This window comes from Streptomyces sp. NPDC002133 (assembly GCF_040296405.1).
Classification (GTDB): Bacteria; Actinomycetota; Actinomycetes; order Streptomycetales; family Streptomycetaceae; genus Streptomyces.
Map to the genome: position 1 here is coordinate 1 of NZ_JBEOXF010000023.1, position 24,853 is coordinate 24,853.

The 24,853-nt window shown below is 67.9% G+C and carries 21 protein-coding genes; 13 read left to right on the plus strand and 8 right to left on the minus strand.

Features of this window, described 5'->3' with window-relative positions; genetic code table 11:
* Positions 1-92: 92 nt before the first annotated feature.
* The 4 genes from rplI to rpsF form a co-directional block, all read right to left on the minus strand.
* Positions 93-539 carry a 50S ribosomal protein L9 gene (gene rplI / locus ABT078_RS21865; RefSeq protein ID WP_351230175.1) on the minus strand — a complete coding sequence of 149 codons (447 nt, stop codon included), beginning with the start codon at positions 537-539 and terminating at the stop codon, positions 93-95.
* Between the two features lie 17 nt (positions 540-556).
* Positions 557-793, minus strand: coding sequence for a 30S ribosomal protein S18 (rpsR, locus tag ABT078_RS21870; protein ID WP_003956534.1), 237 nt, complete (start codon positions 791-793; stop codon positions 557-559).
* Positions 794-865: 72 nt separating this feature from the next.
* Positions 866-1,450: a single-stranded DNA-binding protein gene (locus tag ABT078_RS21875; protein WP_351230177.1), complete on the minus strand. Its 585-nt coding sequence runs from the start codon at positions 1,448-1,450 to the stop codon at positions 866-868.
* Between the two features lie 73 nt (positions 1,451-1,523).
* A complete protein-coding gene (rpsF, locus tag ABT078_RS21880; RefSeq protein ID WP_004950685.1) occupies positions 1,524-1,814 on the minus strand; it encodes a 30S ribosomal protein S6 in 291 nt (96 codons plus the stop codon).
* A gap of 283 nt (positions 1,815-2,097) precedes the next feature.
* On the opposite strand from rpsF, the gene ABT078_RS21885 reads away from it, so the two are divergent.
* The 3 genes from ABT078_RS21885 to ABT078_RS21895 all read left to right on the plus strand — a co-directional run bounded on the left by ABT078_RS21885 (position 2,098) and on the right by ABT078_RS21895 (position 4,767).
* Positions 2,098-2,412 carry a hypothetical protein gene (locus ABT078_RS21885; protein ID WP_351230179.1) on the plus strand — a complete coding sequence of 105 codons (315 nt, stop codon included), beginning with the start codon at positions 2,098-2,100 and terminating at the stop codon, positions 2,410-2,412.
* A 139-nt stretch (positions 2,413-2,551) separates the two neighbouring features.
* Positions 2,552-3,670, plus strand: coding sequence for a lipid II:glycine glycyltransferase FemX (locus ABT078_RS21890; protein WP_351230181.1), 1,119 nt, complete (start codon positions 2,552-2,554; stop codon positions 3,668-3,670).
* Positions 3,671-3,735: 65 nt separating this feature from the next.
* Positions 3,736-4,767, plus strand: coding sequence for an alanine racemase (locus ABT078_RS21895; RefSeq protein ID WP_351230183.1), 1,032 nt, complete (start codon positions 3,736-3,738; stop codon positions 4,765-4,767).
* A 179-nt stretch (positions 4,768-4,946) separates the two neighbouring features.
* Here ABT078_RS21895 and ABT078_RS21900 read toward each other — a convergent pair whose 3' ends face one another.
* Together ABT078_RS21900 and ABT078_RS21905 are read right to left on the minus strand one after the other, a co-directional pair.
* Positions 4,947-6,461, minus strand: a complete 1,515-nt coding sequence (locus tag ABT078_RS21900) for a glycosyltransferase family 87 protein (RefSeq protein WP_351230185.1) — start codon at positions 6,459-6,461, stop codon at positions 4,947-4,949.
* 132 nt (positions 6,462-6,593) lie between these two features.
* Positions 6,594-9,320: a transglycosylase domain-containing protein gene (locus tag ABT078_RS21905; RefSeq protein WP_351230187.1), complete on the minus strand. Its 2,727-nt coding sequence runs from the start codon at positions 9,318-9,320 to the stop codon at positions 6,594-6,596.
* Positions 9,321-9,680: 360 nt separating this feature from the next.
* Between ABT078_RS21905 and ABT078_RS21910 the strand changes: the two genes are divergently transcribed.
* From ABT078_RS21910 to ABT078_RS21920, 3 genes are all read left to right on the plus strand, one after another.
* Positions 9,681-10,397 (plus strand): PadR family transcriptional regulator, encoded by a 717-nt coding sequence (locus tag ABT078_RS21910; RefSeq protein ID WP_351230189.1) that lies wholly within the window; start codon positions 9,681-9,683, stop codon positions 10,395-10,397.
* 52 nt (positions 10,398-10,449) lie between these two features.
* Positions 10,450-11,532 (plus strand): inositol-3-phosphate synthase, encoded by a 1,083-nt coding sequence (locus tag ABT078_RS21915; RefSeq protein WP_351230191.1) that lies wholly within the window; start codon positions 10,450-10,452, stop codon positions 11,530-11,532.
* A 93-nt stretch (positions 11,533-11,625) separates the two neighbouring features.
* Positions 11,626-12,876, plus strand: coding sequence for an MFS transporter (locus tag ABT078_RS21920; RefSeq protein WP_351230193.1), 1,251 nt, complete (start codon positions 11,626-11,628; stop codon positions 12,874-12,876).
* A gap of 95 nt (positions 12,877-12,971) precedes the next feature.
* Here the strand turns inward: ABT078_RS21920 and ABT078_RS21925 are convergent, their stop codons facing one another.
* On the minus strand, positions 12,972-14,438 hold the full coding sequence (locus ABT078_RS21925) for a CCA tRNA nucleotidyltransferase (RefSeq protein ID WP_351230195.1): 1,467 nt from the start codon (positions 14,436-14,438) through the stop codon (positions 12,972-12,974).
* Positions 14,439-14,616: 178 nt separating this feature from the next.
* On the opposite strand from ABT078_RS21925, the gene ABT078_RS21930 reads away from it, so the two are divergent.
* The 7 genes from ABT078_RS21930 to trxA all read left to right on the plus strand — a co-directional run bounded on the left by ABT078_RS21930 (position 14,617) and on the right by trxA (position 24,143).
* Positions 14,617-16,914 (plus strand): DUF6049 family protein, encoded by a 2,298-nt coding sequence (locus ABT078_RS21930; RefSeq protein WP_351230197.1) that lies wholly within the window; start codon positions 14,617-14,619, stop codon positions 16,912-16,914.
* Positions 16,915-16,959: 45 nt separating this feature from the next.
* Positions 16,960-19,158: a murein biosynthesis integral membrane protein MurJ gene (murJ, locus tag ABT078_RS21935; RefSeq protein ID WP_351230199.1), complete on the plus strand. Its 2,199-nt coding sequence runs from the start codon at positions 16,960-16,962 to the stop codon at positions 19,156-19,158.
* A 121-nt stretch (positions 19,159-19,279) separates the two neighbouring features.
* A complete protein-coding gene (locus tag ABT078_RS21940) occupies positions 19,280-21,001 on the plus strand; it encodes a protein kinase family protein (RefSeq protein ID WP_351230201.1) in 1,722 nt (573 codons plus the stop codon).
* Positions 21,002-21,032: 31 nt separating this feature from the next.
* Positions 21,033-21,737: an RNA polymerase sigma factor SigM gene (gene sigM / locus ABT078_RS21945; RefSeq protein ID WP_351230204.1), complete on the plus strand. Its 705-nt coding sequence runs from the start codon at positions 21,033-21,035 to the stop codon at positions 21,735-21,737.
* The gene (locus ABT078_RS21950; RefSeq protein WP_351230206.1) at positions 21,734-22,654 is read left to right on the plus strand and encodes an RsmA family anti-sigma factor; all 921 of its coding nucleotides are present in this window, start codon (positions 21,734-21,736) and stop codon (positions 22,652-22,654) included. Before sigM ends, ABT078_RS21950 begins: the two co-directional genes overlap by 4 nt.
* A gap of 126 nt (positions 22,655-22,780) precedes the next feature.
* The gene (gene trxB / locus ABT078_RS21955) at positions 22,781-23,746 is read left to right on the plus strand and encodes a thioredoxin-disulfide reductase (protein ID WP_351230207.1); all 966 of its coding nucleotides are present in this window, start codon (positions 22,781-22,783) and stop codon (positions 23,744-23,746) included.
* 55 nt (positions 23,747-23,801) lie between these two features.
* Positions 23,802-24,143, plus strand: coding sequence for a thioredoxin (gene trxA / locus ABT078_RS21960; protein ID WP_351230209.1), 342 nt, complete (start codon positions 23,802-23,804; stop codon positions 24,141-24,143).
* A 91-nt stretch (positions 24,144-24,234) separates the two neighbouring features.
* Here the strand turns inward: trxA and ABT078_RS21965 are convergent, their stop codons facing one another.
* Positions 24,235-24,852: a GNAT family N-acetyltransferase gene (locus ABT078_RS21965; protein WP_351230211.1), complete on the minus strand. Its 618-nt coding sequence runs from the start codon at positions 24,850-24,852 to the stop codon at positions 24,235-24,237.
* Position 24,853 lies beyond the last annotated feature (1 nt).

A 24,853-nucleotide genomic window follows, 5' to 3' on the forward strand; every position in this document is an offset into this window, starting at 1 on the left:
ACCCCACTCTTTTGGCCCTCGTTACACTAAAACCCCCCCCCGGCCCCCCCCCCGGGGGGGGGGCCCCCCTCTCATGCTCTGCGAGCAGTCGCTCAGGCGGCGACGACCTCGACGCCGAGGTTGGCGGCAACCTCGGGGTGCAGACGCACGGACACCTGGTGCGAGCCCAGGGTCTTGATCGGCGAACCGAGCTCGACGCGACGCTTGTCGACGTCCGGGCCACCGGCGGACTTGATCGCCGAGGCGATGTCGGCCGGGGTGACCGAGCCGAAGAGGCGGCCAGCGTCGCCGGAGCGAACGGCCAGACGCACCTTCACGGCCTCGAGCTTGGCCTTGATCTCGTTGGCCTGCTCGATGGTCGCGATCTCGTGGATCTTGCGAGCGCGACGGATCTGCGCGACGTCCTTCTCGCCACCCTTGGTCCAGCGGATCGCGAAACCGCGCGGGACCAGGTAGTTGCGAGCGTAGCCGTCCTTGACGTCGACGACGTCACCAGCAGCACCGAGGCCGGAGACCTCGTGAGTGAGGATGATCTTCATGTGTTGGTCACCCTCCCTTAGCGCGCGGTGGACGTGTAGGGCAGCAGCGCCATCTCACGGCTGTTCTTGACGGCCGTGGCGACGTCACGCTGGTGCTGCGTGCAGTTGCCGGTCACGCGACGGGCACGGATCTTGCCGCGGTCGGAAATGAACTTCCGCAGCATGTTCGTGTCCTTGTAGTCCACGTACACGGTCTTGTCCTTGCAGAATGCGCAGACCTTCTTCTTCGGCTTGCGCACAGGCGGCTTCGCCATGGTGTATCTCCTGTGTGATCAAGAAGTGGGGGTACGAGCTGCCCCTGGGCCGGATCCCGGTGGGACCGATCCCTAGAAGGGAGGCTCGTCCGAGTAGCCGCCGCCGGAGCCTCCGGAGCCTCCGCCCCAGCTGCCACCGCTGCTGCCCTGCTGCTGGCCGCCGGCCGGTGCGCTGGTGGCCCAGGGGTCGTCGGCGGGAGCACCGCCGCCACCCTGCTGGCCACCGCCGCTGGGACCGCCGCCCCAGTTACCGCTCTGCTGGCCGCCGCCGTAGCCGCCCTGGCCACCGCGACCGGTGGTCTTGGTGACCTTGGCCGTGGCGTTCTTGAGGCTGGGGCCGACTTCCTCGACATCCAGCTCGTAGACCGTGCGCTTGACGCCCTCGCGGTCCTCGTAGGACCGCTGCTTCAGCCGGCCCTGCACGACGACGCGCATGCCTCGCTGGAGCGACTCGGCGACGTTCTCCGCCGCCTGACGCCAGACCGAGCAGGTGAGGAAGAGGCTCTCGCCGTCCTTCCACTCATTGGTCTGACGGTCGAAGGTGCGGGGAGTGGACGCGATGCGGAACTTCGCGACCGCCGCACCGGACGGGGTGAAGCGCAGCTCGGGGTCGTCGACGAGATTGCCGACGACCGTGATGACGGTCTCGCCTGCCATGGGTGAACCTCTCGGCGGGATTGCTTCTGGCTGCTTGCTGCTACTCGAACCCGATGACCTCTGAGCTAGGTGCTCAGTGGGTCTCGGGACGGAGGACCTTGGTCCGGAGGACCGACTCGTTCAGGTTCATCTGGCGGTCGAGCTCCTTGACGACCGCAGGCTCGGCCTGCAGGTCGATGACCGAGTAGATGCCCTCGGGCTTCTTCTTGATCTCGTAAGCGAGACGACGACGGCCCCAGGTGTCGACCTTCTCCACCTTTCCGTTGCCCTCACGGACGACGGAGAGGAAGTTCTCGATCAGCGGGGAGACAGCGCGCTCCTCGAGATCGGGGTCGAGGATGACCATCACCTCGTAGTGACGCATGTGGAACCCACCTCCTTTGGACTCAGCGGCCACGGTCGTTCCGTGGCAGGAGGGTCGTGATGCGTGAGCATCGATGTCTACGAGTAAATCAGGCCCCACTGACAATCGGCCTCGCTGAGCGAGAGATCGAGTGCTGGCCTGGGCAGACACCGGTGCAGACCGTACACAGTACCCGCAGACCCGCTTCCGGTTGAAATCCGCCTGCAGGTCGCCGCACTCTGGAACCCATCGGTGTGGGCGGCGTCACAGTGCGCCGCCTTCCGGGAATGCCAGGAGGTGCTTCATGGCACAAACACAAACGAATCCCACCGGCTCTCTCTTCGCCACGGACGGCAAGCCCCATCCCCTGCAGGACGCCCTGATGGTGGCGACCCTGGTCCTGGGCGTTGTGGCCTTTGTGTCCGCGCAGTTCAGCAGCCTGCACCTGCTCAGCTCGTGGTCCGGCCTGATCGGCATCCTGACCGGTGGGTACGGCCAGTTCATCTCGGTCACGACCCGCGAACGTTTCCTGACGATCATCGGGCTCGGCGCCGCTGCCATCGGCTTCTTCCTCGGGATGGCGCACGGCGGGCTCTTCGGGGGCCTGATCGGCTACTAGCCTCCGCTTCCCGGCGGGCCATGCGGGGCGGGCGGTCTGGGGGCATCCCCCAGAAGGTGGTCTCCAGGCCCAGTAGGCTTCGGCGCGAGAGCCGGAGCCCCTGTACCCAGGGGAACACACCTGCCGAGGAGCGCCCCGCATGAGCCTGACCCTGAGGACCATCAGCCGAGAGCAGCATCTGGCATACATCCAGAGCCTGCCTTCGGCGAGTCACTGCCAGGTCCCGGCATGGGCGGACGTCAAGACGGAGTGGCGCTCCGAGAACCTCGGCTGGTTCGACAAGAGCGGTGAGCTCGTCGGAGTCGGTCTCGTCCTCTACCGTCAGCTGCCCAAGATCAAGCGTTACCTGGCGTATCTGCCCGAGGGCCCGGTGATCAACTGGTACGCCCCGAACCTGGACGACTGGCTGCAGCCGATGCTGGCCCACCTCAAGAACCAGGGCGCCTTCTCGGTGAAAATGGGCCCGCCGGTCGTCATCCGCCGCTGGGACGCCCCGGCGATCAAGGCGGGCATCCAGGACCCGGATGTGAAGCGACTGCGCGATGTCGAGGCCACCCACATCGAGCCGCGCGCCTTCGAAGTGGCGGACCGGCTCCGCAAGATGGGCTGGCAGCAGGGCGAGGACGGCGGCGCCGGCTTCGGTGACGTCCAGCCCCGGTACGTCTACCAGGTGCCGCTGGCGAACCGCTCGCTCGACGACGTCCTCAAGGGCTTCAACCAGCTGTGGCGGCGGAACATCAAGAAGGCCGAGAAGGCGGGCGTCGAGGTCGTCCAGGGCGGCTACGACGACCTCGCCGAGTGGCAGCGGCTGTACGAGATCACGGCCGTGCGGGACCGCTTCCGGCCGCGCCCGCTCTCGTACTTCCAGCGCATGTGGACGGTGCTGAACAACGAGGAACCGAACCGCATGCGCCTCTACTTCGCGCGGCACAACGGCGTGAACCTGTCGGCGGCGACGATGCTCGTCGTCGGCGGGCATGTCTGGTACTCGTACGGCGCCTCCGACAACATCGGGCGCGAGGTCCGGCCCTCGAACGCGATGCAGTGGAGGATGCTGCGCGACGCCTACGCCATGGGCGCCACCGTCTACGACCTGCGGGGCATCAGCGACTCGCTCGACGAGACCGACCACCTCTTCGGGCTCATCCAGTTCAAGGTCGGCACCGGCGGAGAGGCCGTCGAGTACGTCGGTGAATGGGACTTCCCGCTGAACAAGCTGCTGCACAAGGCGCTCGACATCTACATGTCGCGCCGCTGATTCTTCCGTAACCTCCCTCATATCTCTGATACACCGCTGCCACCAGAAAGGTTCCGGTCCCGGCCATGGCGCTCACCCTCTACGTCGACACCGCGCGCTGGCGGGCGCACCAGAAGTCCGTGATCGACCAGTTCCCGGGCCTCGTACCGGTCTGCAAGGGCAACGGCTACGGGTTCGGCCATGAGCGGCTCGCCGAGGAGACGACGCGCTTCGGCTCGGACATGCTCGCCGTCGGCACGACGTACGAAGCGGCCCGGATAAAGGACTGGTTCAGCGGCGACCTCCTCGTTCTCACCCCGTTCCGGCGGGGCGAGGAGCCGGTGCCGCTGCCGGACCGGGTCGTCCGCTCCGTCTCGTCGGTCGACGGGGTGCACGCCCTGGTGGGCGCGCGCGTCGTCATCGAGTGCATGAGCTCCATGAAGCGCCACGGCGTCTCCGAGCAGGAACTGGGCCAGCTGCACGCCGCGATCGAGGACGTACGCCTCGAAGGCTTCGCGCTGCACCTGCCGCTGGACCGCACGGACGGCTCCGACGCGGTCGAGGAGGTCATCGGCTGGATGGACCGGCTGCGCGCCGCCAGGCTGCCGCTGCACACCATGTTCGTGAGCCATCTGCGCGCCGAGGAACTGGCCCGGCTGCAGCAGCAGTTCCCGCAGACCCGCTTCCGCGCGCGCATCGGCACCCGGCTGTGGCTCGGCGACCACGAGGCGACCGAGTACCGCGGCTCCGTCCTCGACGTCACCCGCGTCACCAAGGGCGACCGCTTCGGCTACCGCCAGCAGAAGGCCGCGTCGGACGGCTGGCTCGTGGTCGTCGCCGGCGGCACCTCCCACGGTGTCGGTCTGGAGGCGCCGAAGGCCCTGCACGGCGTCATGCCGCGCGCCAAGGGCGTCGCCCGCGCGGGCCTGGCCACGGTCAACCGCAACCTCTCGCCGTTCGTCTGGGCGGGCAAGCAGCGCTGGTTCGCCGAGCCGCCGCACATGCAGGTCTCGATCCTGTTCATCCCCGCGGAGACCGAGGAACCGAAGGTGGGCGACGAGCTCGTCGCCCATCTGCGCCACACCACCACGCAGTTCGACCGCCTGGTCGACCGCTAGGCGACCCGACACGAGGCTCCGGGGACCACGGCGTGGCCGTGGTCCCGGTTGGCCCTCGGACCGCCCCGGTTCCCCGCGGTTCCACGCGCGGAGAACCGCTCGCGCCGGGTCCCGGTGAACTCGCCGCGGTACCGGTGAACCCCCGCCGGGCAGTACCGATGACTCCCGCCGCGGCCCTGTCAGCCCGCCGTGGGCCCTGCGGGCCCTGTGGCCCCCGACATGCCCCACTCCACCCGCGGCCCCTCCACCGCGTGCGCCGCGTGCCGCGGCGGATGCGCGGCCCGGCCGAGCACGAACGCGTCCGGAGCCCGGTCCAGCACCCCGCCCGAGGGATCGTCGGACCCGTCCTGGCGTACGACGTCGCGCTCCGGCATCAGGACGTCCCGGACGACCAGCGCGCACAGGTAGAGCGTCCCCAGCAGATGCAGGGCGATCGCCAACTGGTAGCCCTCCGGCGGCAGGCCCTGGTGCTTGTCGCCGCTCGTCGTGTACGCGAGGTACATCCAGATGCCCAGGAAGTACATGACCTCGCAGGCCTGCCAGATCAGGAAGTCCCGCCAGCGCGGCCGGGCGAGGGCGGCGAGCGGGATGAGCCACAGCACGTACTGCGGTGAGTAGACCTTGTTGGTGAGGATGAACGCCGCCACGACGAGGAAGGCGAGCTGCGCGAAGCGCGGCCGGCGCGGGGCGGTCAGCGCCAGCGCCGCGATGCCCGCGCACGCCAGGATCATCAGCAGCGTGGCGTATGTGTTGACGGCGTCGACGTCCATCTGCTCGCCCGTACGCTGCGTGATGATCAGCCAGAAGGAGCCGAAGTCGACCTGCCGCTCCTGGCTGAAGGTGTAGAACTTCTTCCACCCCTCGGGAGCAAGCAGCATCACCGGCAGGTTCACCACCAGCCAGGCGCCTGCCGTGCCCAACAGGGCCGCCCCGTACGCGCGGTACTTGCCGGCCCTCCAGCACAGGACGAGCAGCGGTCCGAGCAGCAGCACCGGATAGAGCTTGGCCGCGGTCGCCAGCCCGATGAGGATGCCGAAGGCCAGCGAACGCCCACGGGACCACATCAGCATCGCCGCGGCCGTCAGGGCCACCGCGAGCAGATCCCAGTTGATCGTCGCGGTGAGGGCGAACGCGGGCGCCAGAGCGACCAGCAGCCCGTCCCAGGGGCGCCTGCGGTGGGTGCGGGTGACGCAGACCGCGATGACGGCGGCGCAGACCAGCAGCATGCCGGCGTTGACCATCCAGTACATCTGCTCCCGCTGCTGGACGGAGCCGTCGAAGGGCAGCGTCAGCCAGGCGGCGACCTGCATGAACAGCCCTGTGAGGACCGGGTACTCGAGGTACTCCATGTCACCGCCGAGCCGGTCGAAGTACGGCACAAGGCCGTCGGCGAAGCCTCGCCCGAGGTAGAGGTGCGGGATGTCGGAGTAACAGGCGTGCGTGTACTGCGAGCCGGCACCGCGGAACCATGCCCACTCGTAGCAGGGGATCTTCTGCACCATGCCCAGTGCGAACATCCCGATCGCGACCAGCGCGACGACCCGTACGGGCGTCAACCAGCTGCTGCCGACCCACGCGAAGCGGCCCAGCGGACCGCCGATCAGCTCACTGCCGGCCGCGGCGACCTCGTCCCGCTGTGTGGGACGCACCACCGGCTGGTCCTGGCGCACGCTCGTCTTCTCTGGGCTCGGCATACGCACATCCTGCCGTACGGGGCTGTGCCGAGGGGTGGCGGTGAGGCCGGACGCTGCCGGCGCGAACGCAACCGGCCTCCCCGACGGGATTCGTCCGTCGGGGAGGCCGGTGTCAGCAAGCGACTCGGAGCGTCAGCTCTCCGATCCTCCGAGCCAGCCGCTGCCGTTGCCGTTGCCGTTGCCCCCATTGCCACCGTTGGTCGTGCTCGGTGAGGGGCTGGTGGTCACGCCACCGTCCGTGGCACCGCCGTCCGTGGTGCCACCCGTATCGGTCCCGACGTTGGTCCCGCCGTTGTCCTGGCCCTTGGTGGGCGTGCAGTTCCAGTCGAACCGCCCGCAGGTGTTGCCGGGGTCGGGCGTCTCGGAAGGAATCCCCGAGGGCGTCTCGGACGGCGTCTCGGACGGGCTCTCCGAGGGCGTCTCGGTCGGCGTCGGGGTGGGGCTGGGCTGGCCGCCGCCGTAGACGGTCTCGGCGTCGAGGGGCTCCGGCTCCGGGAAGGGGATCACTTCCTCCTTCTCCAGCGCCCCCGACATGTACATCCTGAAGATGTCGGACGGGAACGACGCACCGTGGATCTTCTCCTGGCCACCGGTCCCGAACATCTTGAGGAACTCGCGCTTCTTGTTCTCCGCGTTGTCGTCCAGGCGGTACATGTCGATCGCGGTCGCCAGCTGCGGCGTGTACCCCACGAACCAGGCGGACCTGTTGCCGTCGGTGGTACCGGTCTTGCCGGCGACTTCACGGCCCGGGACCTGGGCGTTGGCGCCCGTGCCCTTCTCGACGACATCCGCCAGCACATCGGTCACATTGCTCGCGATGGCGGACGGGAAGGCCGACTTGGCCTTGTCCTCGTGCTCGTAGATCGTCTTGCCGCGCCGCTCGACCTTGGTGACCGAGTACGGGTCGCGCTGCTTCCCCTCGGCCGCGAAGGTCGCGTACGCCCCTGCCATACGGATGGCGCTGGGGGAGGAAATGCCGAGCGAGAACGACGGAACGTTGGCCTTGACCAGGCTGTTCTCCCGCAGACCGGCCTTGATCGCCATCTGCCTGACATTGTCGATGCCGACATCCATGCCCAGCTGGGCGAAGGGCGAGTTGGCCGATTCGATCATGGCTTCGCGCAGGGTGATGTCCTTGTACGACTTCTGGCCGTCATTGGTCTGCAGCCACTCCTCGCCCTTCTCGTTCCGCCAGACACTCCCGTCGTAGTTCTTGATCTTGAGCTTGTTGACGCCGTTGTACTTGCTCGTGTCGGGGTCGACCCGCCTGCGGCTCTCCGCCCCCTGGTCCCTACCGAGCTCGGGTTTGCGCACACCGTCCTGCATCGCGGCGGCAAGCACGAAGGGCTTGAAGGTCGATCCGACCTGGGCACCGGTCTCGTCGGCGTTGTTGGTGAAGTGCTCGGTCGCGTTCTCACCACCGTAGATGGCGACGATCGCGCCGGTCCTCGGATCCACCGAGGCGCCGCCGAACTGGACATGGGTGTCCTTGTCCGGGCGCTTCTTCGGGTCGATGTTCTCTTTGTAGACCTTCTGGACGGACTCCTCGAGCAGTTTGACCCTCTCCTCGTCGAAGGTCGTGTGGATCTCGTAGCCGCCCTTGGTCAGGTCGTCGGTGGTGATGCCGTCCTTGTTGCTGTTCACGAAGTTGGACTTGGCCAGGTCGACCAGATAACCGATCTGACCACTGAGCTGCGCGTTCTTCGCCTGCTTCTGGAGCTCGGGGAACGCCGTGTACTTGGCCCGCTCCGCAGCGTCGAGGTGCTTGTCCTTGACCATCTCGTCGAGGATCCACCGCCAGCGCTTGGTCGCGCGTTCGGTGTTCTTCTCCTTGGTGGCCCCTACCGGGTCGATCCCCGGTGCGCCGGCCGGGTCGTAGTACGTCGCGCCCTTGAGCAGCGAGGCAAGGACCGCGGACTGGCTGGCGTTGAGGTCCTTGGCGTCCTTGTTGAAGTACGTGCGAGCCGCGGCCTGGATTCCGTACGCACCGCGCCCGTAGTACGAGGTGTTCAGGTAGCCCGCCATGATCTCGGACTTGTCCAGCTGTGTGCCGACCCGCATGGAGATGAACAGCTCCTTGAACTTACGGCTGAGGGTCTGCTCCTGGCTCAGCCGCGTGTTCTTGACGTACTGCTGCGTGATGGTCGAGCCGCCCTGGGTCTGACCGCCCGTCGCCATGTTGAAGACGGCACGGGCAATGCCCATCGGGTCGACGCCCGAGTCGGTCAGGAAGGTCTTGTTCTCCGCCGAGATCACCGCCTGCTGCATGTCCTCGGGGATCTGCTCGATCCCGACGATCTGCCGGTTGACCTCACCACCGGTGGCGGCCATCTGCGTGCCGTCCTGCCAGTAGTAGACGTTGTTCTCCGCTTCCGACGCGAGATTGGGGTCGGGCAGCCCCACCATCGCGTACGCGATGGTCCCCGCCGCCATCAGGCTGCCGAGGAAGGCCACGCAGAGCCCGGTGACGAGCTTCCACGACGGCACCCAGCGCCGCCAGCCGTACCTGTCGTGGCGCGGATAGTCGATCAGCCGCTTCTTGCCGGGGCCGCCGCCCCGCCCTCGGCCACCCGGTCCGCCGTGGCCACCGCCTCCGCCACGTCGCCCACCGCCGTGGCCTCCGTAGCCGGCTCCACCGCCCTCGGCGGCCCTTCTGCGGCCCCCACCTCCGCGTTGCGCGGCGCGCCGGGCCTCGGCGCGGCCGCCGTACGGCTGCTCCTGCCCGTACGCGTCGGATGGGGATCCTGTGCTGGCGCCCCTGGGGGCTGCGCGGCGGCCTGAGGGCTGCTGGGCGCCGCGCCTGGCCGCGGCACGTCCGCCACCCTGGGGCTGCGGCAGTTTGCGACGGTGCTCGCTCATGGAACGACTACTCCTCGGGCAGGCATGAACGCCTGGAAGCGGCAGTTGAGATCCGGTCCCCCGCAATGAATACGGACGAGCCCGGCGACGGGCTCATCCGTGATGCATCCAGGACGATGACGCTCCCTGGCGTCACACGGTTCCCGGTGGTCTGCATGCCGCACAGACTACGCAGGCGCAAAAACCAACCATGGACGTAATTCACCTCAAATCAGGCATCTCAATTGCTGCGAATTGACGATGTGACGCCGGTCACTACGCCCCCTCTTGTCGCGGCGGGAGCGCCGCTCTATCGTCTGGATGTATCGAATCGATACATCAGAGCGGCATAAGAGCCGAGGAAGACGGAGGAGGCGATCGATGAGCAGGCGCTCCGGCATCCTCGAGTTCGCTGTTCTCGGCCTGCTCCGTGAGGCTCCTATGCACGGATACGAGCTGCGCAAGCGGCTCAACACGTCGCTGGGGATCTTCCGGGCTTTCAGTTACGGGACGCTCTACCCCTGCCTCAAGACGCTGGTCGCCAACGGCTGGTTGATCGAGGAGCCGGGCAGCGCTCCCGAGGACGCCCTCGCCGCCTCTCTCGCAGGCAAGCGGGCCAAGATCGTCTACCGGCTCACGGCGGAAGGTAAGGAGCACTTCGAGGAGCTCCTCTCCCACACCGGCCCGGACACCTGGGAGGACGAGCACTTCGCCGCCCGGTTCGCCTTCTTCGGGCAGACGGAGCGCGAGGTAAGGATGCGGGTGCTGGAGGGCCGGCGCAGCCGGCTGGAGGAGCGCCTGGAGAAGATGCGCGCCTCTCTCGCCCGCACTCGCGAGCGCCTCGACGACTACACGCTTGAGCTGCAGCGGCACGGTATGGAATCCGTGGAGCGCGAAGTGCGCTGGCTGAACGAGCTCATCGAGAGCGAGAGAGCGGGGCGGGACCAGCGACGGTCTCCTTCCGCCGGGGGCGACGCTCAGCAGGACCACACATCTGCAGAGGGCGGCCTGCCCCGGCACCGGGGCGAAGTGGCCCCCGAGGGGAGCGCCTCCGGGCACCCCGACGCGCCGGATCCGTCCGATGACACCACCAAGTGAGGCCTTGCATCCACGCAGGGTCTCGTACGAGAACAAACAGGGAGCAACCGGAATGGGTTCGGTTCGCGTAGCCATCGTCGGCGTGGGCAACTGCGCCGCCTCGCTGGTGCAGGGCGTCGAGTACTACAAGGACGCCGACCCGGCGGCCAAGGTGCCGGGTCTGATGCACGTCCAGTTCGGCGAGTACCACGTCCGGGACGTCGAGTTCGTCGCCGCCTTCGATGTCGACGCGAAGAAGGTCGGCCTCGACCTCGCGGACGCCATCGGTGCCAGCGAGAACAACACCATCAAGATCTGCGATGTGCCGTCCTCGGGCGTGAAGGTCCAGCGTGGCCACACCCTCGACGGTCTGGGCAAGTACTACCGCGAGACCATCGAGGAGTCCTCCGAGGCCCCGGTCGACATCGTCCAGGTCCTCAAGGACAAGCAGGTCGACGTGCTCGTCTGCTACCTGCCGGTGGGCTCCGAGGACGCCGCGAAGTTCTACGCGCAGTGCGCCATCGACGCCAAGGTCGCCTTCGTCAACGCTCTCCCGGTCTTCATCGCCGGCACCAAGGAGTGGGCGGACAAGTTCACCGAGGCCGGTGTCCCGATCGTCGGCGACGACATCAAGTCGCAGGTCGGCGCGACCATCACGCACCGTGTCATGGCGAAGCTGTTCGAGGACCGGGGTGTCATCCTGGACCGCACGATGCAGCTGAACGTGGGCGGCAACATGGACTTCAAGAACATGCTCGAGCGTGAGCGCCTGGAGTCCAAGAAGATCTCCAAGACGCAGGCCGTCACCTCCCAGATCCCGGACCGGGAGCTCGGCGAGAAGAACGTGCACATCGGCCCGTCGGACTACGTGGCCTGGCTCGACGACCGCAAGTGGGCCTACGTCCGCCTGGAGGGCCGTGCGTTCGGTGACGTCCCGCTGAACCTGGAGTACAAGCTCGAGGTGTGGGACTCCCCGAACTCCGCGGGTGTCATCATCGACGCCCTGCGGGCGGCGAAGATCGCCAAGGACCGCGGCATCGGCGGCCCGATCCTGTCGGCATCCTCGTACTTCATGAAGTCCCCGCCGGTTCAGTACTTCGACGACGAGGCGCGTGAGAGCGTCGAGAAGTTCATCAAGGGCGAGGTCGAGCGCTGACGAGACGGCGCACCGACCGCTTGTCCTGACGGACACGAGAGGGTCCCCGTGGCTTGTGCCCGGGGACCCTCTTCCTGTGTGACGCTTGCGCACATGCCTGTCGTACGTGATCTGCGCGTACTCCTGCGCCTGACGAACTTCCGCCGACTGCTCACCGTTCGGCTGCTCTCCCAGTCGGCCGACGGCGTCTATCAGGTGGCGCTCGCCACATACGTCGTCTTCTCACCGGAGAGGCAGACCTCGCCCGGCGCAATCGCCTCCGCGATGGCGGTGCTACTGCTGCCGTACTCACTTGTCGGCCCCTTCGCCGGCGTCCTGCTTGACCGCTGGCGGCGCCGCCAGGTCTTCCTCTACGGCAATCTCCTCCGAGCCGTACTCGCCGCCGGCACCGCGGTGCTGATGGTCACCGCTGTCCCCGACTGGCTCTTTTACGCCTCGGCGCTCTGTGTCACGGCCGTGAACCGCTTCATCCTGGCCGGGCTGTCAGCTGCACTGCCGCGCGTGGTCGACGAGAAGCGGCTCGTCATGGCCAACTCCATCTCACCGACCGCGGGAACACTTGCCGCAACCGCAGGCGGAGCGCTCGCTGTCGCCGTACGCGTGACCATCTCCGGATCCGACGCGGTGGTGGTGCTGCTGGGGGCCGCACTCTATCTCTGCGCCGGACTCGCCTCCCTGCGTATGGGACGGGAGCTGCTCGGCCCCGATCCGGAGCTCGTGCAGTCACGGCTGGGTGCCGCGGTCGCCTCGACGCTTCGCGGTCTTGTGGGCGGACTGCGCCACCTGGCGGAGCGGCGGGTCGCCGCCCGCGCCCTTGGCGCGATGACACTGCTCCGCTTCTGCTACGGATCGCTGACCGTGATGGTTCTCATGCTCTGCCGGTACGCATGGTCGGAGACGGAATCGGAGGGGCTCGCTCTGCTCGGCCTCGCCGTAGCAATCTCGGGCGCTGCCTTCTTCGCCGCGGCCGCCATCACCCCGTGGGCTGTGGGCCGGCTCGGTGAGTACGGCTGGGTCGCGACCTGCGCAGGAGTGGCTGCGGTTCTCGTACCGGCACTCGGGTTGCCCTTTACGCCCGCCCCGATGCTCATCGCTGCGTTCGTCCTCGGGGTCATCACCCAGGGAGCAAAGATCGCCACCGACACAGTCGTGCAGACTTCCGTCGATGATGCCTTCCGCGGCCGGGTCTTCTCCCTCTATGACGTGGTGTTCAACGTCGCCTTCGTCGCTGCCGCGGGTGTGGCGGCCCTGATGCTGCCCCCGGACGGCAGATCCGTGCCGCTCGTCCTCTCGGTGGCCGCCCTCTATGGCCTCGTGGCGACGGCCATGGCCCGTTGGCGCTAGGGGTGATGTTTCACGTGAAACATCACCCCCCGATCAACCGGCCCTGCGGTGTTTCACGTGAAACATCACTCGCGTGAAACGCGACACGGCCGAACTCAGCCCTGCTCGCCCCACCACTCCTTGAGCGCGGCAACGGCCGCCTCGTGCTCCATGGGCCCGTTCTCCAGCCGTAGCTCCAGGAGGGCCTTGTACGCCTCGCCGACCACGGGACCGGGGCCGATTCCGAGAATTTCCATGATCTCGTTTCCGTCCAGGTCGGGGCGGATCGAGTCCAGCTCCTCCTGCTCCTTGAGCTGGGCGATGCGGTCCTCGAGTCCGTCGTAGGCGCGTGACAGCGCACTCGCCTTCCGCTTGTTCCGCGTGGTGCAGTCCGAACGGGTCAGCTTGTGCAGCTGCTCCAGTAGCGGGCCCGCGTCCCTCACGTAGCGCCGCACCGCCGAATCCGTCCACTCGCCGGTGCCGTAACCGTGGAAGCGCAGATGCAGTTCAATCAGCCGAGAGATGTCCTTGACCATGTCGTTCGAGTACTTGAGTGCTGTCAGCCGCTTCTTGGACATCTTGGCTCCCACCACCTCGTGGTGATGGAAGGAAACCCGTCCGTCCGATTCGAACCGTCGGGTCCTCGGCTTGCCGATGTCGTGAAGCAGCGCGGACAGGCGCAGCACAAGATCGGGACCGTTCTGCTCCAGCTCGATCGCCTGATCCAACACGGTCAGTGAGTGCTCGTACACATCCTTGTGGCGGTGGTGCTCATCGCTCTCGAGTCGGAGCGCCGGCAGTTCAGGGATGAAGTGTTCGGCAAGACCGGTATCGACCAGGAGCGCCAGGCCCTTCCGCGGGTGCGCGGAAAGGATCAGCTTGTTGAACTCATCACGGATCCGCTCGGCGGAGACGATCTCGATCCGGTCCGCCATCTCCTTCATCGCGGTGACCACATCGGGAGCCACCTCGAAGTCCAGCTGGGCTGCGAAACGTGCGGCCCGCAGCATGCGCAGCGGGTCGTCCGAGAAGGATGCCTCGGGAGTGCCGGGAGTGCGGAGCACGCGCGCCGCGAGATCCTCCAGGCCGCCGTGCGGGTCGATGAACTCCTTCTCCGGCAGCGCGACGGCCATCGCGTTCACGGTGAAGTCGCGGCGGACGAGGTCCTCCTCGATGGAGTCTCCATAGGACACCTCGGGCTTGCGCGACGTTCGGTCGTACGCCTCGGAGCGGTACGTCGTGACCTCGATCTGAAAGCGCTGGGGAGCGCCTCCGACGTGGGCGTCCTTCTGGCACCCGACCGTGCCGAACGCGATGCCCACTTCCCACACCGAGTCCGCCCACGGCCGGACGATCTTCAAAACGTCCTCAGGGCGGGCGTCGGTAGTGAAGTCGAGATCGTTACCGAGCCTGCCGAGCAGCGCGTCCCGCACCGAGCCACCGACCAGGGCCAGGCTGAATCCAGCCTCCTGGAACCGGCGGGCCAGGTCATCGGCGACAGGGGACACCCGCAGCAGTTCACTGACCGCGCGGCGCTGCACATGGCTCAGTGCAGTGGTGTTGTCTTCGTTGGCGTTCGGCACAACAGAAAAGGGTACGTGCCCGCGTCGACCCGGGCTTCCCTGTTTTCGGTGCCCTCGCCACCCTTCCGATCTTGTGGAGCAGTCCCCAGCACTTCGCCACAGCGCACCTCGTTACCATGCGTGGACACACCTAGCGACACCCACCAACGGCAACAGACGACAAGGGACGGACGAACGCGTGGCCGAGGCGGCAGAATTCCAGGGGATGGGTCCCTCTCCTGCCCGCCGGTGGCTGCGGCGCACAGCCGCCCTCATCGCGGGAACACCACTGCTGGCCGCTCTGGTCTGGGTACCGGCGGCCTCACCCGCGCACGCCGCGGAGGACGCCACCGGCTCCCGAACCGTGGACGTGTCTCTCGAGTCGTTGACTCCCAGCGCCCCTGTGAAAGACGACACCCTCACCATCACGGGCACCGTGACGAACAAGGGCAAGGAACCGATCACGGACGCGCAGGTCGACCTGAGGGTCGGGCCGCGGATGTCCGGGCGCCCGGAGATCGATGAGGCCTCCCGGCGCACCGGCTTCTCGTCGGGCAGCGACGCCGGGAAGCTCGGCGACCCGTACGCCGTCAAGCTCCCCAAACTGGCGGCCGGGATAAGCGAGGACTTCGCGCTGACCGTTCCGGTCGGCGAGCTCGGGCTCGACAAAGACGGTGTGTACCAGCTCGGGGTGTCGCTCTCCGGCCAGACGCCGAGCGAACCGTACGAACAGGTGCTGGGCATCGAGCGGACCTTCCTGCCCTGGCAGCCGGAGGCCGCCAAGAAAAAGACCCAGCTCACGGTTCTCTGGCCGCTCATCTCCACGACGCATCTGTCCGCCGAGACCGGCTCGGACGAACAGCAGACGCCGATCTTCGAGAACGACACCCTGGCCGCCGAGCTCGCCCCCGGCGGCCGGCTCGAGCAGCTCGTCTCGCTCGGCAGCGAGCTGCCCGTGACCTGGGTCATCGATCCGGATCTGCTGGCCACTGTGGACGCGATGACCCGGAACTACCGGATCAAGAACGGGACGGACGGCACGATCGCCGGTCGGAACCAGGCCGTGGCCAAGAAGTGGCTGAGCTCGCTCGAAACGGCGGTACAGGGGGGCAAGGTCGTCGCGCTGCCGTTCGCCGACCCCGATCTGGCCTCCCTTGCGCACCGCGGGAAAGAGGTCTCCGGGTCCCTCAGCCAGCTTCAGCCGGCCACCGCGGTGGCCGAGACGACCGTCGAGACGATCCTCCACGTGAAGCCGTCCATAGATTTCGCCTGGCCGGTGGAGGGCGCGATCGACCCATCGATCGTCGATGTCGCGACCTCGGCGGGGGCCCACAAGATCATCGCTCGTAGCGACAGCCTCCGGGAGACCGGCTCGGTGTCGTACACGCCGTCCGCGGCACGGCCCATCGGCGGCGGTACGACGGCCGTCGTCGCGGACGAACGGCTCTCCACCGCCTTCCAGGAGGACATGGCCAAGGCCGGGAACTCGACCCTGGGGGTTCAGAAGTTCCTCGCGCAGACGCTGGCGTTGACCCTTCAGGCGCCGGACAAGCAGCGCAGCATCGTGGTCGCCCCGCAGCGCACCCCGTCGGCCTCCCAGGCTCAGACGATGGCGAGCGCACTGCACGGCCTTGCCGGTCAGCGCTGGACGCAGCCTCTCGACCTGATCGCGGCCGCGGCAGCGAAGCCCGACCCGGATGCCACCACCGACGTGCCCCGCGCCTCTCGGTACCCGGACCGGCTCCGGGCGCGGGAGCTGCCGGTCCAGACCTTCCAGGACATCAAGGCCACCCAGGAGACCCTCGACAACTTCAAGGTGATCCTGACCGCACCGGACCGGGTGGTGACCCCGTTCGGCAATGCCATCAGCCGGGAGATGTCCACGTCCTGGCGCGGCAAGGCGAATGCCGCGGCCGACTACCGCAGAGGTGTACAGAGCTTCCTGGAGGACCTCAGCACGGAAGTGCGGCTGATCCAGAAGTCGGCCGTGACCCTGTCGGGCCGTAGCGCCACCATCCCTGTGACCGTGCAGAACAAGCTTGTCCAGGGGGTCGACAACCTCGTTCTCCGGCTGAAGTCCTCGAACCCCACGCGCCTCGAACTCGGCGAGGACAATGCCGTCGCCGAGCAGCAGATCAAGATCGAGGGCGGGCACAGCCAGTCGGTGAAGTTCACCGCCGCGGCCAATGCCAACGGTCCGGTCCAGGTGACGGCACAGCTCTACACGACGGACGGCAAGCTGTACGGCGGCCCGATGACCTTCACGGTCAGGGTTTCCGAGATCACCCCGACCGTGATGCTCGTCATCGCGGGCGGCGTACTGTTGCTCGTCCTCGCGGGCGTCAGGATGTACACCCAGCGCAAGCGCGCTGCTGCGCGTGAGGCCGTCGCCGTGCCTGATGAGGGCGACGCCGCCGAGCAGCCGAGTGACCCGGCACCGGACACCGAACCGGAAAGCGGGGACCCGTCGGGCACGGGTGAGAAAGTGGACCGTTGAGCGATGTCGTGGCCGGTCGGCCGGGGACGATGAGGTGGGGTAACCATGAACGCGCCGTACGACGGTGACCGTGGGCAGGGCGCGGGCGACACCGCGCCCTTCCCGGGGGCTCCGTACCCCGCGCCAGGTCCGCAACAGGCGGGGCAGTCGGCGGCGGGCCACGTGCCCACGCCGTCGCCCGAGCCCGCCACGGATCCGTACGTCGACGACGCGTACGCGCACGACCCCTACCGGGAACGGGACCTCGCTGCCCAGGACCCCGTGTCGGAGGCGCTCTATGACCGTGCAGCCCACCCGCCGCCACCGCACGGCACCTACCCGCAGCCGCAGCCGCTGTATCAGCAGCCTCCCGCCCAGCAGCATGCGCCGGACCCGCGTATCTGGGCCCAGACCCCGCCGCCCGAGCCGGACGGTCCGTCGCGGCGTCTGCCCTACGGGGACGACACCGGAACTGTCCAGTTCACCGGCGTAGACGAGCTTGTTACCAGGGCCGGCGAGGACGAGCCCGAGCCTGACGCGTTCGCTCACCTCTACCGCGACCAGCAGGGATCCGGTCAGCCACCGGCGCCGCCTGCACCGGCACCCGCACCGGCACCCGCACCGAAGAAGGCGGGCGGCAGGGCATCGGGGCTGCTCAAGTCCAGCGCGGTGATGGCGGCCGGCACGCTGGTGTCGCGCCTCACGGGCTTCCTCCGCAGCCTGGTGATCACCGGTGCCCTGGGCGCCGCCCTGCTCGGTGACGCCTTCACGATCGCCTACACCCTGCCGACGATGATCTACATCCTCACCGTCGGCGGTGGCCTCAACTCGGTCTTCGTACCGCAGCTCGTACGCGCCATGAAGAACGACGAGGACGGCGGCGAGGCCTACGCCAACCGGCTGCTGACCCTCGTGATGGTCGCGCTCGGCGCCATCGTGGTCATCGCCGTGTTCGCCGCGCCGCTGCTGATCCAGCTGATGTCGTCCACCATCGCCAATGACCCGCCGGCGAACAGTGTCGCGGTCACCTTCGCCCGCTACTGCCTGCCCACGATCTTCTTCATGGGTGTACACGTGGTCATGGGCCAGATCCTCAACGCCCGTGGGAAGTTCGGCGCGATGATGTGGACCCCGGTCCTGAACAACATCGTCATGATTGTCACCTTCGGCCTGTTCATCTGGGTGTACGGCACGTCCGCCGAGTCCCAGATGAGCGTGCAGACGATCCCGCCGGAGGGCGTCCGGCTGCTCGGCATCGGCACCCTGCTCGGGCTGACCGTCCAGGCGCTCGCGATGATCCCCTACCTCCGCGAGGCGGGTTTCCGCTTCCGTCCCCGCTTCGACTGGAAGGGCCACGGGCTCGGCAAGACGGTCAAGCTCGCCAAGTGGACGGTTCTGTTCGTCCTCGCCAACCAGGCGGGCGTCCTCGTCGTCACCCAGCTCGCCACCGCCGCCGGTGAGGCCTCGGGCAAGGACGGGGCCGGTTTCCTGGCCTACTCCAACGCACAGCTGATCTGGGGCATGCCGCAGGCCATCATCACCGTCTCGGTCATGGCCGCCCTGCTGCCCCGGATCTCCCGCGCCGCACACGATGACGACCCGGGTGCCGTCCGCGACGACATTTCCCAGGGGCTGCGCAACTCGGCCGTCGCGATCGTCCCTGTCGCCTTCACCTTCCTGGCGCTGGGCGTCCCGATGTGCACCCTGCTCTATGCCTCCAGCGGCGTTCAGGCCGCGCAGTCCATGGGCTTCATCCTCATGGCGTTCGGCCTCGGCCTGATCCCGTACTCGGTGCAGTACGTCGTGCTGCGTGGCTTCTACGCCTACGAGGACACCCGCACGCCGTTCTACAACACGGTCATCGTGGCCGCCGTGAACGCGGTCGCCTCGGCCACCTGCTACGTCGTGCTCCCTGCCCAGTGGGCCGTGGTCGGCATGGCCGCCTCGTACGGTCTCGCGTACGCCGTCGGTGTCGGCATCGCCTGGCGCCGGCTGCGCAATCGTCTGGGCGGCGACCTCGACGGAGCTCATGTGGTCCGCACCTACGCCCGGCTGTGCCTGGCGTCCGTCCCCGCAGCTCTCGCGGGCGGCGCAGTGAGCTTCCTCCTGCTGAAGACCATGGGCCAGGGAGCCTTCCCCTCGCTCGTGGCGCTGGTCGCGGGCGGTACGGTCCTGCTCGGTGTCTTCTTCGTCGCCGCGAAAAAGATGAGGATCGAGGAGCTGAACGCCATGGTCGGCATGGTCCGCGGTCGTCTCGGGCGCTAGAACCCGGTCGTTCGCGCACAACCATCGTCCGCCACTGTGTGTCGTGCATAGCGCCGGACTGTGGGCACAATTGGCTTGGCTGTTGGATATGGCGCAACGGATGGGGAGGCAGGGAACGACGGTGGCGGAACGTAGCACGGCTGCCGTCGACGTGGCCGACAACAGCGGTGACGACCCGCTGGCCGCCAAGGCGGACAAGGCCACGACCGACGGGGTGGCGGAAGCCGACAACACGGCGGAGAAGAGCGCCGACGACACGGGCAGCGAGCGCAGGGACAGCGAGCAGCCCACCATCACAACGCCCGAGCTGCACAGCGGCCACAAGCTCGCGAGACGCTACAGGCTCGAGGAGTGCGTCACCCGTCTGGACGGATTCAGCAGCTGGCGAGCGGTCGACGAGAAACTTCGCCGTGCCGTGGGTATCCACATCCTGCCCGCCGACCATCCGCGGGCGCGCTCCGTTCTCGCCGCGGCTCGCTCGGCGGCGCTCCTCGGCGATCCGCGCTTCGTCCAGGTACTGGACGCCGTGGAGGAAAACGATCTCGTCTACGTCGTCCACGAGTGGCTGCCCGACGCCACGGAGCTCACTGCGCTGCTGGCCGCCGGGCCCATGGAGGCCCACGACGCGTACCAGCTGGTCAGCCAGCTCTCTCAGGCCATGGCGGCGGCGCACCGTGAAGGCCTGGCCCATCTGCGGCTCACCCCCAACACGGTCCTGCGCAGCTCGACCGGCCAGTACCGGGTCCGTGGCCTCGCCGTGAACGCCGCGCTGCGTGGCATCAGCGCCGACCGTCCGCAGCGCACCGACACGGAGGCGATCGGCGCCCTCCTCTATGCCGCGCTCACCCAGCGCTGGCCGTACGAGAGCGACGCCTACGGCCTCTCCGGACTGCCCAAGGGCGTGGGCCTCATCGCCCCCGACCAGGTGCGCGCGGGAGTCCACCGCGGACTCTCGGAGCTCGCGATGCGTGCTCTCGTCAACGACGGTGCCACTGCATCACGGCAGGAGCTGCCCTGCACCACTCCGGACGAGCTGGCGAAGGCGGTCGCGGCCATGCCTCGCATCCGGCCTCCGGAGCCCGCGTTCACCCCACCGCCGGAGTACCAGCGCACCACGTACCAGCAGGGCACGTACGGGCGTCCCACGGCCCATGCCGGGGCTGCCGCGACCCAACCCGTGCCGGCTCCGCCCGCGCCGCTGGAGAGCCGCACAGGCAAGGCTCTCAAGTGGGCCGTGGCCTCGCTTCTCATCGCCGCGCTGGGCCTGGGTAGCTGGCAGATCGCCGACAGGCTCCTCGACCACGACACGCCCCCCAAGGACCCGGGAAACACCAAGACCACCGACGACGAGCAGAACGACAAGTCGACGGCGCCGGTGCCGCTGGCCATCCAGAGCGCCGAGGAGTACGCCCCGGACGGCAGTCCTCAGAATGCGGCGGACGTCGGCAACACCTACGACGACGACACTTCGTCGTACTGGCGCACCAAGCGCTTCTTCGAGGGGCCCGAACTCGCCCCATACAAGCAGGGCGTCGGGATCGTCTATGACCTCGGTACGGAGCGAGATGTCAGCGCAGCGTCGATAGCGCTCCGGTACACGGGTGGCCACACGGCTATCACGCTCTATGCCGCGGATTCGCTTTCGCCGTCCGGCGCGGTCGACTCCATGAAGAAGATTTCGACTGGTCAGACCAGCAACACGTCACTGAAGCTCACAGCCGAGAAGCCGGTGAAGAGCCGATACGTTCTGCTGTGGATGACCGCCGTCCCGAACGCGCCGCAGGATGACTTCAGCGCCTCGGGCTACAAGCAGGGCATCACGGACGTGAAGTTCACCGGCTGACATCAGCGAGACGTGGGGAGGGGGCTCACCGTTGGACAACGCCACACTCGGCGGCGCAAGCGACCAGGAACTCCTGGAGCAACATGTCGCCGGCGATCCGGACGCCTTCGGTGAGCTTGTGCGGCGGCACCGCGATCGCCTCTGGGCCGTCGCCCTGCGGACGCTGGGGGACCGCGAGGAAGCGGCCGACGCCGTCCAGGACGCCCTTGTCTCGGCCTTCCGGGCCGCACACACCTTCCGGGGCCAGTCCGCAGTGACGACATGGCTCCACCGCATCACCGTCAACGCCTGTCTCGACCGGGCCCGGAAGGCCGCGTCCCGCAAGACGTCCCCCGTCGACGACACAGAGCGGCTGGAGCAGCTTCTCGAGCCTCACGAGTCCGCCGAGGCGCCTGCGGAGCGCAAGGACCTCCACCGCGAGCTGCTGGCCGCCCTGGCCAGGCTGCCTGCCGATCAGCGGGCGGCGCTGGTGCTGGTCGACATGCAGGGCTATCCGGTGGCGGAGGCCGCGCGGGTGCTGGACGTGCCTACGGGAACCGTGAAGAGCCGCTGTTCACGGGGGCGGGCGCGATTGCTCCCGATGCTCACTCATCTGCGTGGCGAGGCAGGGGATAACAGCGGTCACGGCGGGGGAAGGAACCGGACGCGAGGGACATCCGTCCCACCCGCGTCGGGAGCAAGGGATGCAGGACCGAGTGATCCTGCTGCTGTGAAGGGCGGAGGTGGGCGCGCGTGACCTCCACGACCGGCACGGCTCAGCACCCGGATGTTTCCGAGATCTCCGATCTCACCGAAGGCCTGCTGTCACCATCCCGCCAGGCTGCCGTCAGGGAGCATCTGGACGGCTGTGCCCTGTGTGCCGATGTACGAGCTTCCCTGGAGGAGATCCGCGGCCTCCTGGGGACGCTCCCCGGTCCGCCGCGCATGCCCGCCGACATCGCTGGACGCATCGACGCCGCCTTGGCGGCCGAGGCACTGCTGAGCGCCACCGCGCCGGACGACGAGTTGACCGATGTTTCACGTGAAACATCGATCCCTGAGCCGCAGAGCGAAAGCGCCCCTGCGGACCGCCCCGCAGGACATCCCCGCGCGGCCACGGGTCCCGGCCGGAACCATGTTGCCCGGCGTCGGCGCCGCACCGCCGTTCTGAGCGCGGCCTTCGGGGTCGCTGCCGCCGGGGTGAGCATTCTGCTCCTCCAGTCCATCGGCACGGGCGGAAACCAGGCAGAGACCAAGAGCGGTGTCAGCGCCGCAGACACCGCCTCCGATTTCTCGGAGGACCGGCTCGCCGCACGCGTACACACCTTGCTGGCCTCTTACGGCGCTGCGAAGGACAGCTCACAGGACCGCACCAAGCCCGCACCCCGCATGGAGACGGAGTCCTCCGCCGACAGCGACGCGAGCCCTCGTTCCCCGATGCGCACGCCGACCGCCGCCGTCCCCGCCTGTATCCAGAAGGGCACTGGTCGTACCGATCCGGCCCTTGCGGTCGACCAGGGCACCTACGCAGGTAACGAGGCCTATCTCGTCGTGCTGCCGCACCCCAGCGACAGTTCTCAGGTTCAGGCCTATGTCGTCGAGGCGGCATGTGTCGACGCCGCGCCGTCCGGCAAGGGCGAACTCCTGCTGACCCACGCCTACCCTCGACCCTGACACTGCCGCCATGCCGCATGGCCTCCGCGGGAATGCATGCCCCGTAGGATCCGTTGGGCGGGGTGGGAGTCGTTAAGCCCGCCCCAGTAGGCAGTAGGCCAGTCTGCAGAGACGAGGAAGAAACCCGTGAGCGACGTCCGTAATGTGATCATCATCGGCTCCGGGCCGGCCGGCTACACCGCTGCGCTGTACACCGCGCGCGCGTCGCTGAAGCCGCTGGTGTTCGAAGGCGCCGTCACCGCCGGTGGTGCGCTCATGAACACCACCGATGTGGAGAACTTCCCTGGCTTCCGCGACGGCATCATGGGGCCGGACCTGATGGACAACATGCGGGCGCAGGCCGAGCGCTTCGGTGCCGAGCTCGTCCCGGACGACGTCATCGCCGTCGACCTGACGGGCGAGATCAAGACGGTCACGGACACGGCAGGCACCGTTCACCGCGCCAAGGCCGTGATCGTCACGACCGGCTCCCAGCACCGCAAGCTGGGACTGCCGAACGAGGACGCGCTCTCCGGTCGCGGCGTCTCCTGGTGTGCCACCTGCGACGGGTTCTTCTTCAAGGCCCAGGAGATCGCCGTTGTCGGCGGCGGCGACACCGCCATGGAGGAGGCCACCTTCCTCTCGCGCTTCGCCAAGTCGGTCACGATCGTCCACCGCCGCAACAGCCTTCGGGCCTCCAAGGCCATGCAGGAGCGTGCCTTCGCCGACCCGAAGATCAAGTTCGCCTGGGACAGCGAGGTCGCCGAGATCCACGGAGACCAGAAGCTCTCCAGTCTGACGCTGCGCAACACCAAGACGGGAGCGACCTCCGAGCTGCCCGCCACCGGCCTGTTCATCGCGGTCGGCCACGACCCGCGCACCGAGCTCTTCAAGGGTCAGCTGGAGCTGGACGACGAGGGCTACCTGAAGGTCGACGCCCCCTCGACGCGTACCAACCTTTCCGGTGTCTTCGGCGCTGGTGACGTGGTTGACCACACCTACCGACAGGCCATCACCGCTGCAGGCACCGGCTGCTCCGCCGCCCTGGACGCCGAGCGCTTCCTCGCCGCCCTCGCGGACGCGGAGAAGGCCACGGCAGCGGCAACGGTCTGACCGATCTGACTTCTACGACCCCACACCCCACACCCCGCAAGTTAAGGAGGCCGCCGTGGCCCTGAAGAACGTAACTGACGCCACCTTCGAAGAGGACGTACTCAAGAGCGACAAGCCCGTGCTTGTCGACTTCTGGGCCGCCTGGTGCGGCCCGTGCCGCCAGATCGCCCCGTCCCTGGAAGCGATCGCGGCCGAGCACGGCGACAAGATCGAGGTCGTCAAGCTCAACATCGACGAGAACCCGGCCACGGCTGCCAAGTACGGCGTGATGTCCATCCCGACGCTGAACGTCTACCAGGACGGCGAGGTCGCCCAGACCATCGTCGGCGCCAAGCCGAAGGCGATGCTCGTCCGTGAGCTCGATGCCTTCATCGGCGATGAGGTCGCCAAGGCCTGAAGCGCCGCGCTTTGTTTCACGTGAAACACGAATGGGCCAACCCTGTGGGGTTGGCCCATTCGTCGTCCGGGGCGCGGACGGCGCCGACGGCTCACAGCGGCCGAAGCGCCGGTTCCTTCTGTACGGCTCCCAGAAGCCGGTCGAGTGCCAGCTCCACGTCCTCCTTCCAAGAGAGCGTGGTGCGCAGCTCCAGCCGGAGCCTCGGATGGATGGGGTGCGGCCGGACGGTCTTGAAGCCGACCGCAAGGAGATGATCGGCAGGCAGCACACAGGCCGGCTCGGTCCAGCGGGCGTCGCCGAACGCCTCGATCGCCTTGAAACCCCGACGCAGCAGATCCTTGGCGACGGTCTGCACCATCACACGCCCGAGCCCCTGCCCCTGATAGCCGGGCATGATCCAAGCGGTCATCAGCTGCACGGCGTCCGGCGAGACCGGGCTCGTCGGAAACGCCGTGGAGCGCGGCACATAGGCGGGCGGTGCATAGAGCACGAACCCGACCGGAACCTCGTCGACATAGACGATGCGGCCACAGGATCCCCACTCGAGCAGGACGGCGGAGATCCATGCCTCCTTCTCCAACTCGGGTCTGCCTGCTTTTACTGCGGCTTCTCCGCTGACTGGATCAAGCTCCCAGAAGACACACGCTCGGCAGCGCCTGGGGAGGTCTGGAAGGTTGTCCAGTGTGAGCGGTACGAGCCGACGGCCCATG

Excerpts from the sequence above, each read along its gene's own strand:
- ABT078_RS21900 (WP_351230185.1), bottom strand. The coding sequence starts at position 6,461 with ATGCCGAGCCCAGAGAAGACGAGCGTGCGCCAGGACCAGCCGGTGGTG.
- ABT078_RS21890 (WP_351230181.1), top strand. The coding sequence starts at position 2,552 with ATGAGCCTGACCCTGAGGACCATCAGCCGAGAGCAGCATCTGGCATAC.
- ABT078_RS21885 (WP_351230179.1), top strand. The coding sequence starts at position 2,098 with ATGGCACAAACACAAACGAATCCCACCGGCTCTCTCTTCGCCACGGAC.
- ABT078_RS21895 (WP_351230183.1), top strand. The coding sequence starts at position 3,736 with ATGGCGCTCACCCTCTACGTCGACACCGCGCGCTGGCGGGCGCACCAG.
- ABT078_RS21915 (WP_351230191.1), top strand. The coding sequence starts at position 10,450 with ATGGGTTCGGTTCGCGTAGCCATCGTCGGCGTGGGCAACTGCGCCGCC.
- ABT078_RS21965 (WP_351230211.1), bottom strand. The coding sequence starts at position 24,852 with ATGGGCCGTCGGCTCGTACCGCTCACACTGGACAACCTTCCAGACCTC.
- ABT078_RS21905 (WP_351230187.1), bottom strand. The coding sequence starts at position 9,320 with ATGAGCGAGCACCGTCGCAAACTGCCGCAGCCCCAGGGTGGCGGACGT.
- murJ (WP_351230199.1), top strand. The coding sequence starts at position 16,960 with ATGAACGCGCCGTACGACGGTGACCGTGGGCAGGGCGCGGGCGACACC.
- rpsR (WP_003956534.1), bottom strand. The coding sequence starts at position 793 with ATGGCGAAGCCGCCTGTGCGCAAGCCGAAGAAGAAGGTCTGCGCATTC.
- ABT078_RS21910 (WP_351230189.1), top strand. The coding sequence starts at position 9,681 with ATGAGCAGGCGCTCCGGCATCCTCGAGTTCGCTGTTCTCGGCCTGCTC.
- rplI (WP_351230175.1), bottom strand. The coding sequence starts at position 539 with ATGAAGATCATCCTCACTCACGAGGTCTCCGGCCTCGGTGCTGCTGGT.
- ABT078_RS21875 (WP_351230177.1), bottom strand. The coding sequence starts at position 1,450 with ATGGCAGGCGAGACCGTCATCACGGTCGTCGGCAATCTCGTCGACGAC.
- ABT078_RS21920 (WP_351230193.1), top strand. The coding sequence starts at position 11,626 with ATGCCTGTCGTACGTGATCTGCGCGTACTCCTGCGCCTGACGAACTTC.
- rpsF (WP_004950685.1), bottom strand. The coding sequence starts at position 1,814 with ATGCGTCACTACGAGGTGATGGTCATCCTCGACCCCGATCTCGAGGAG.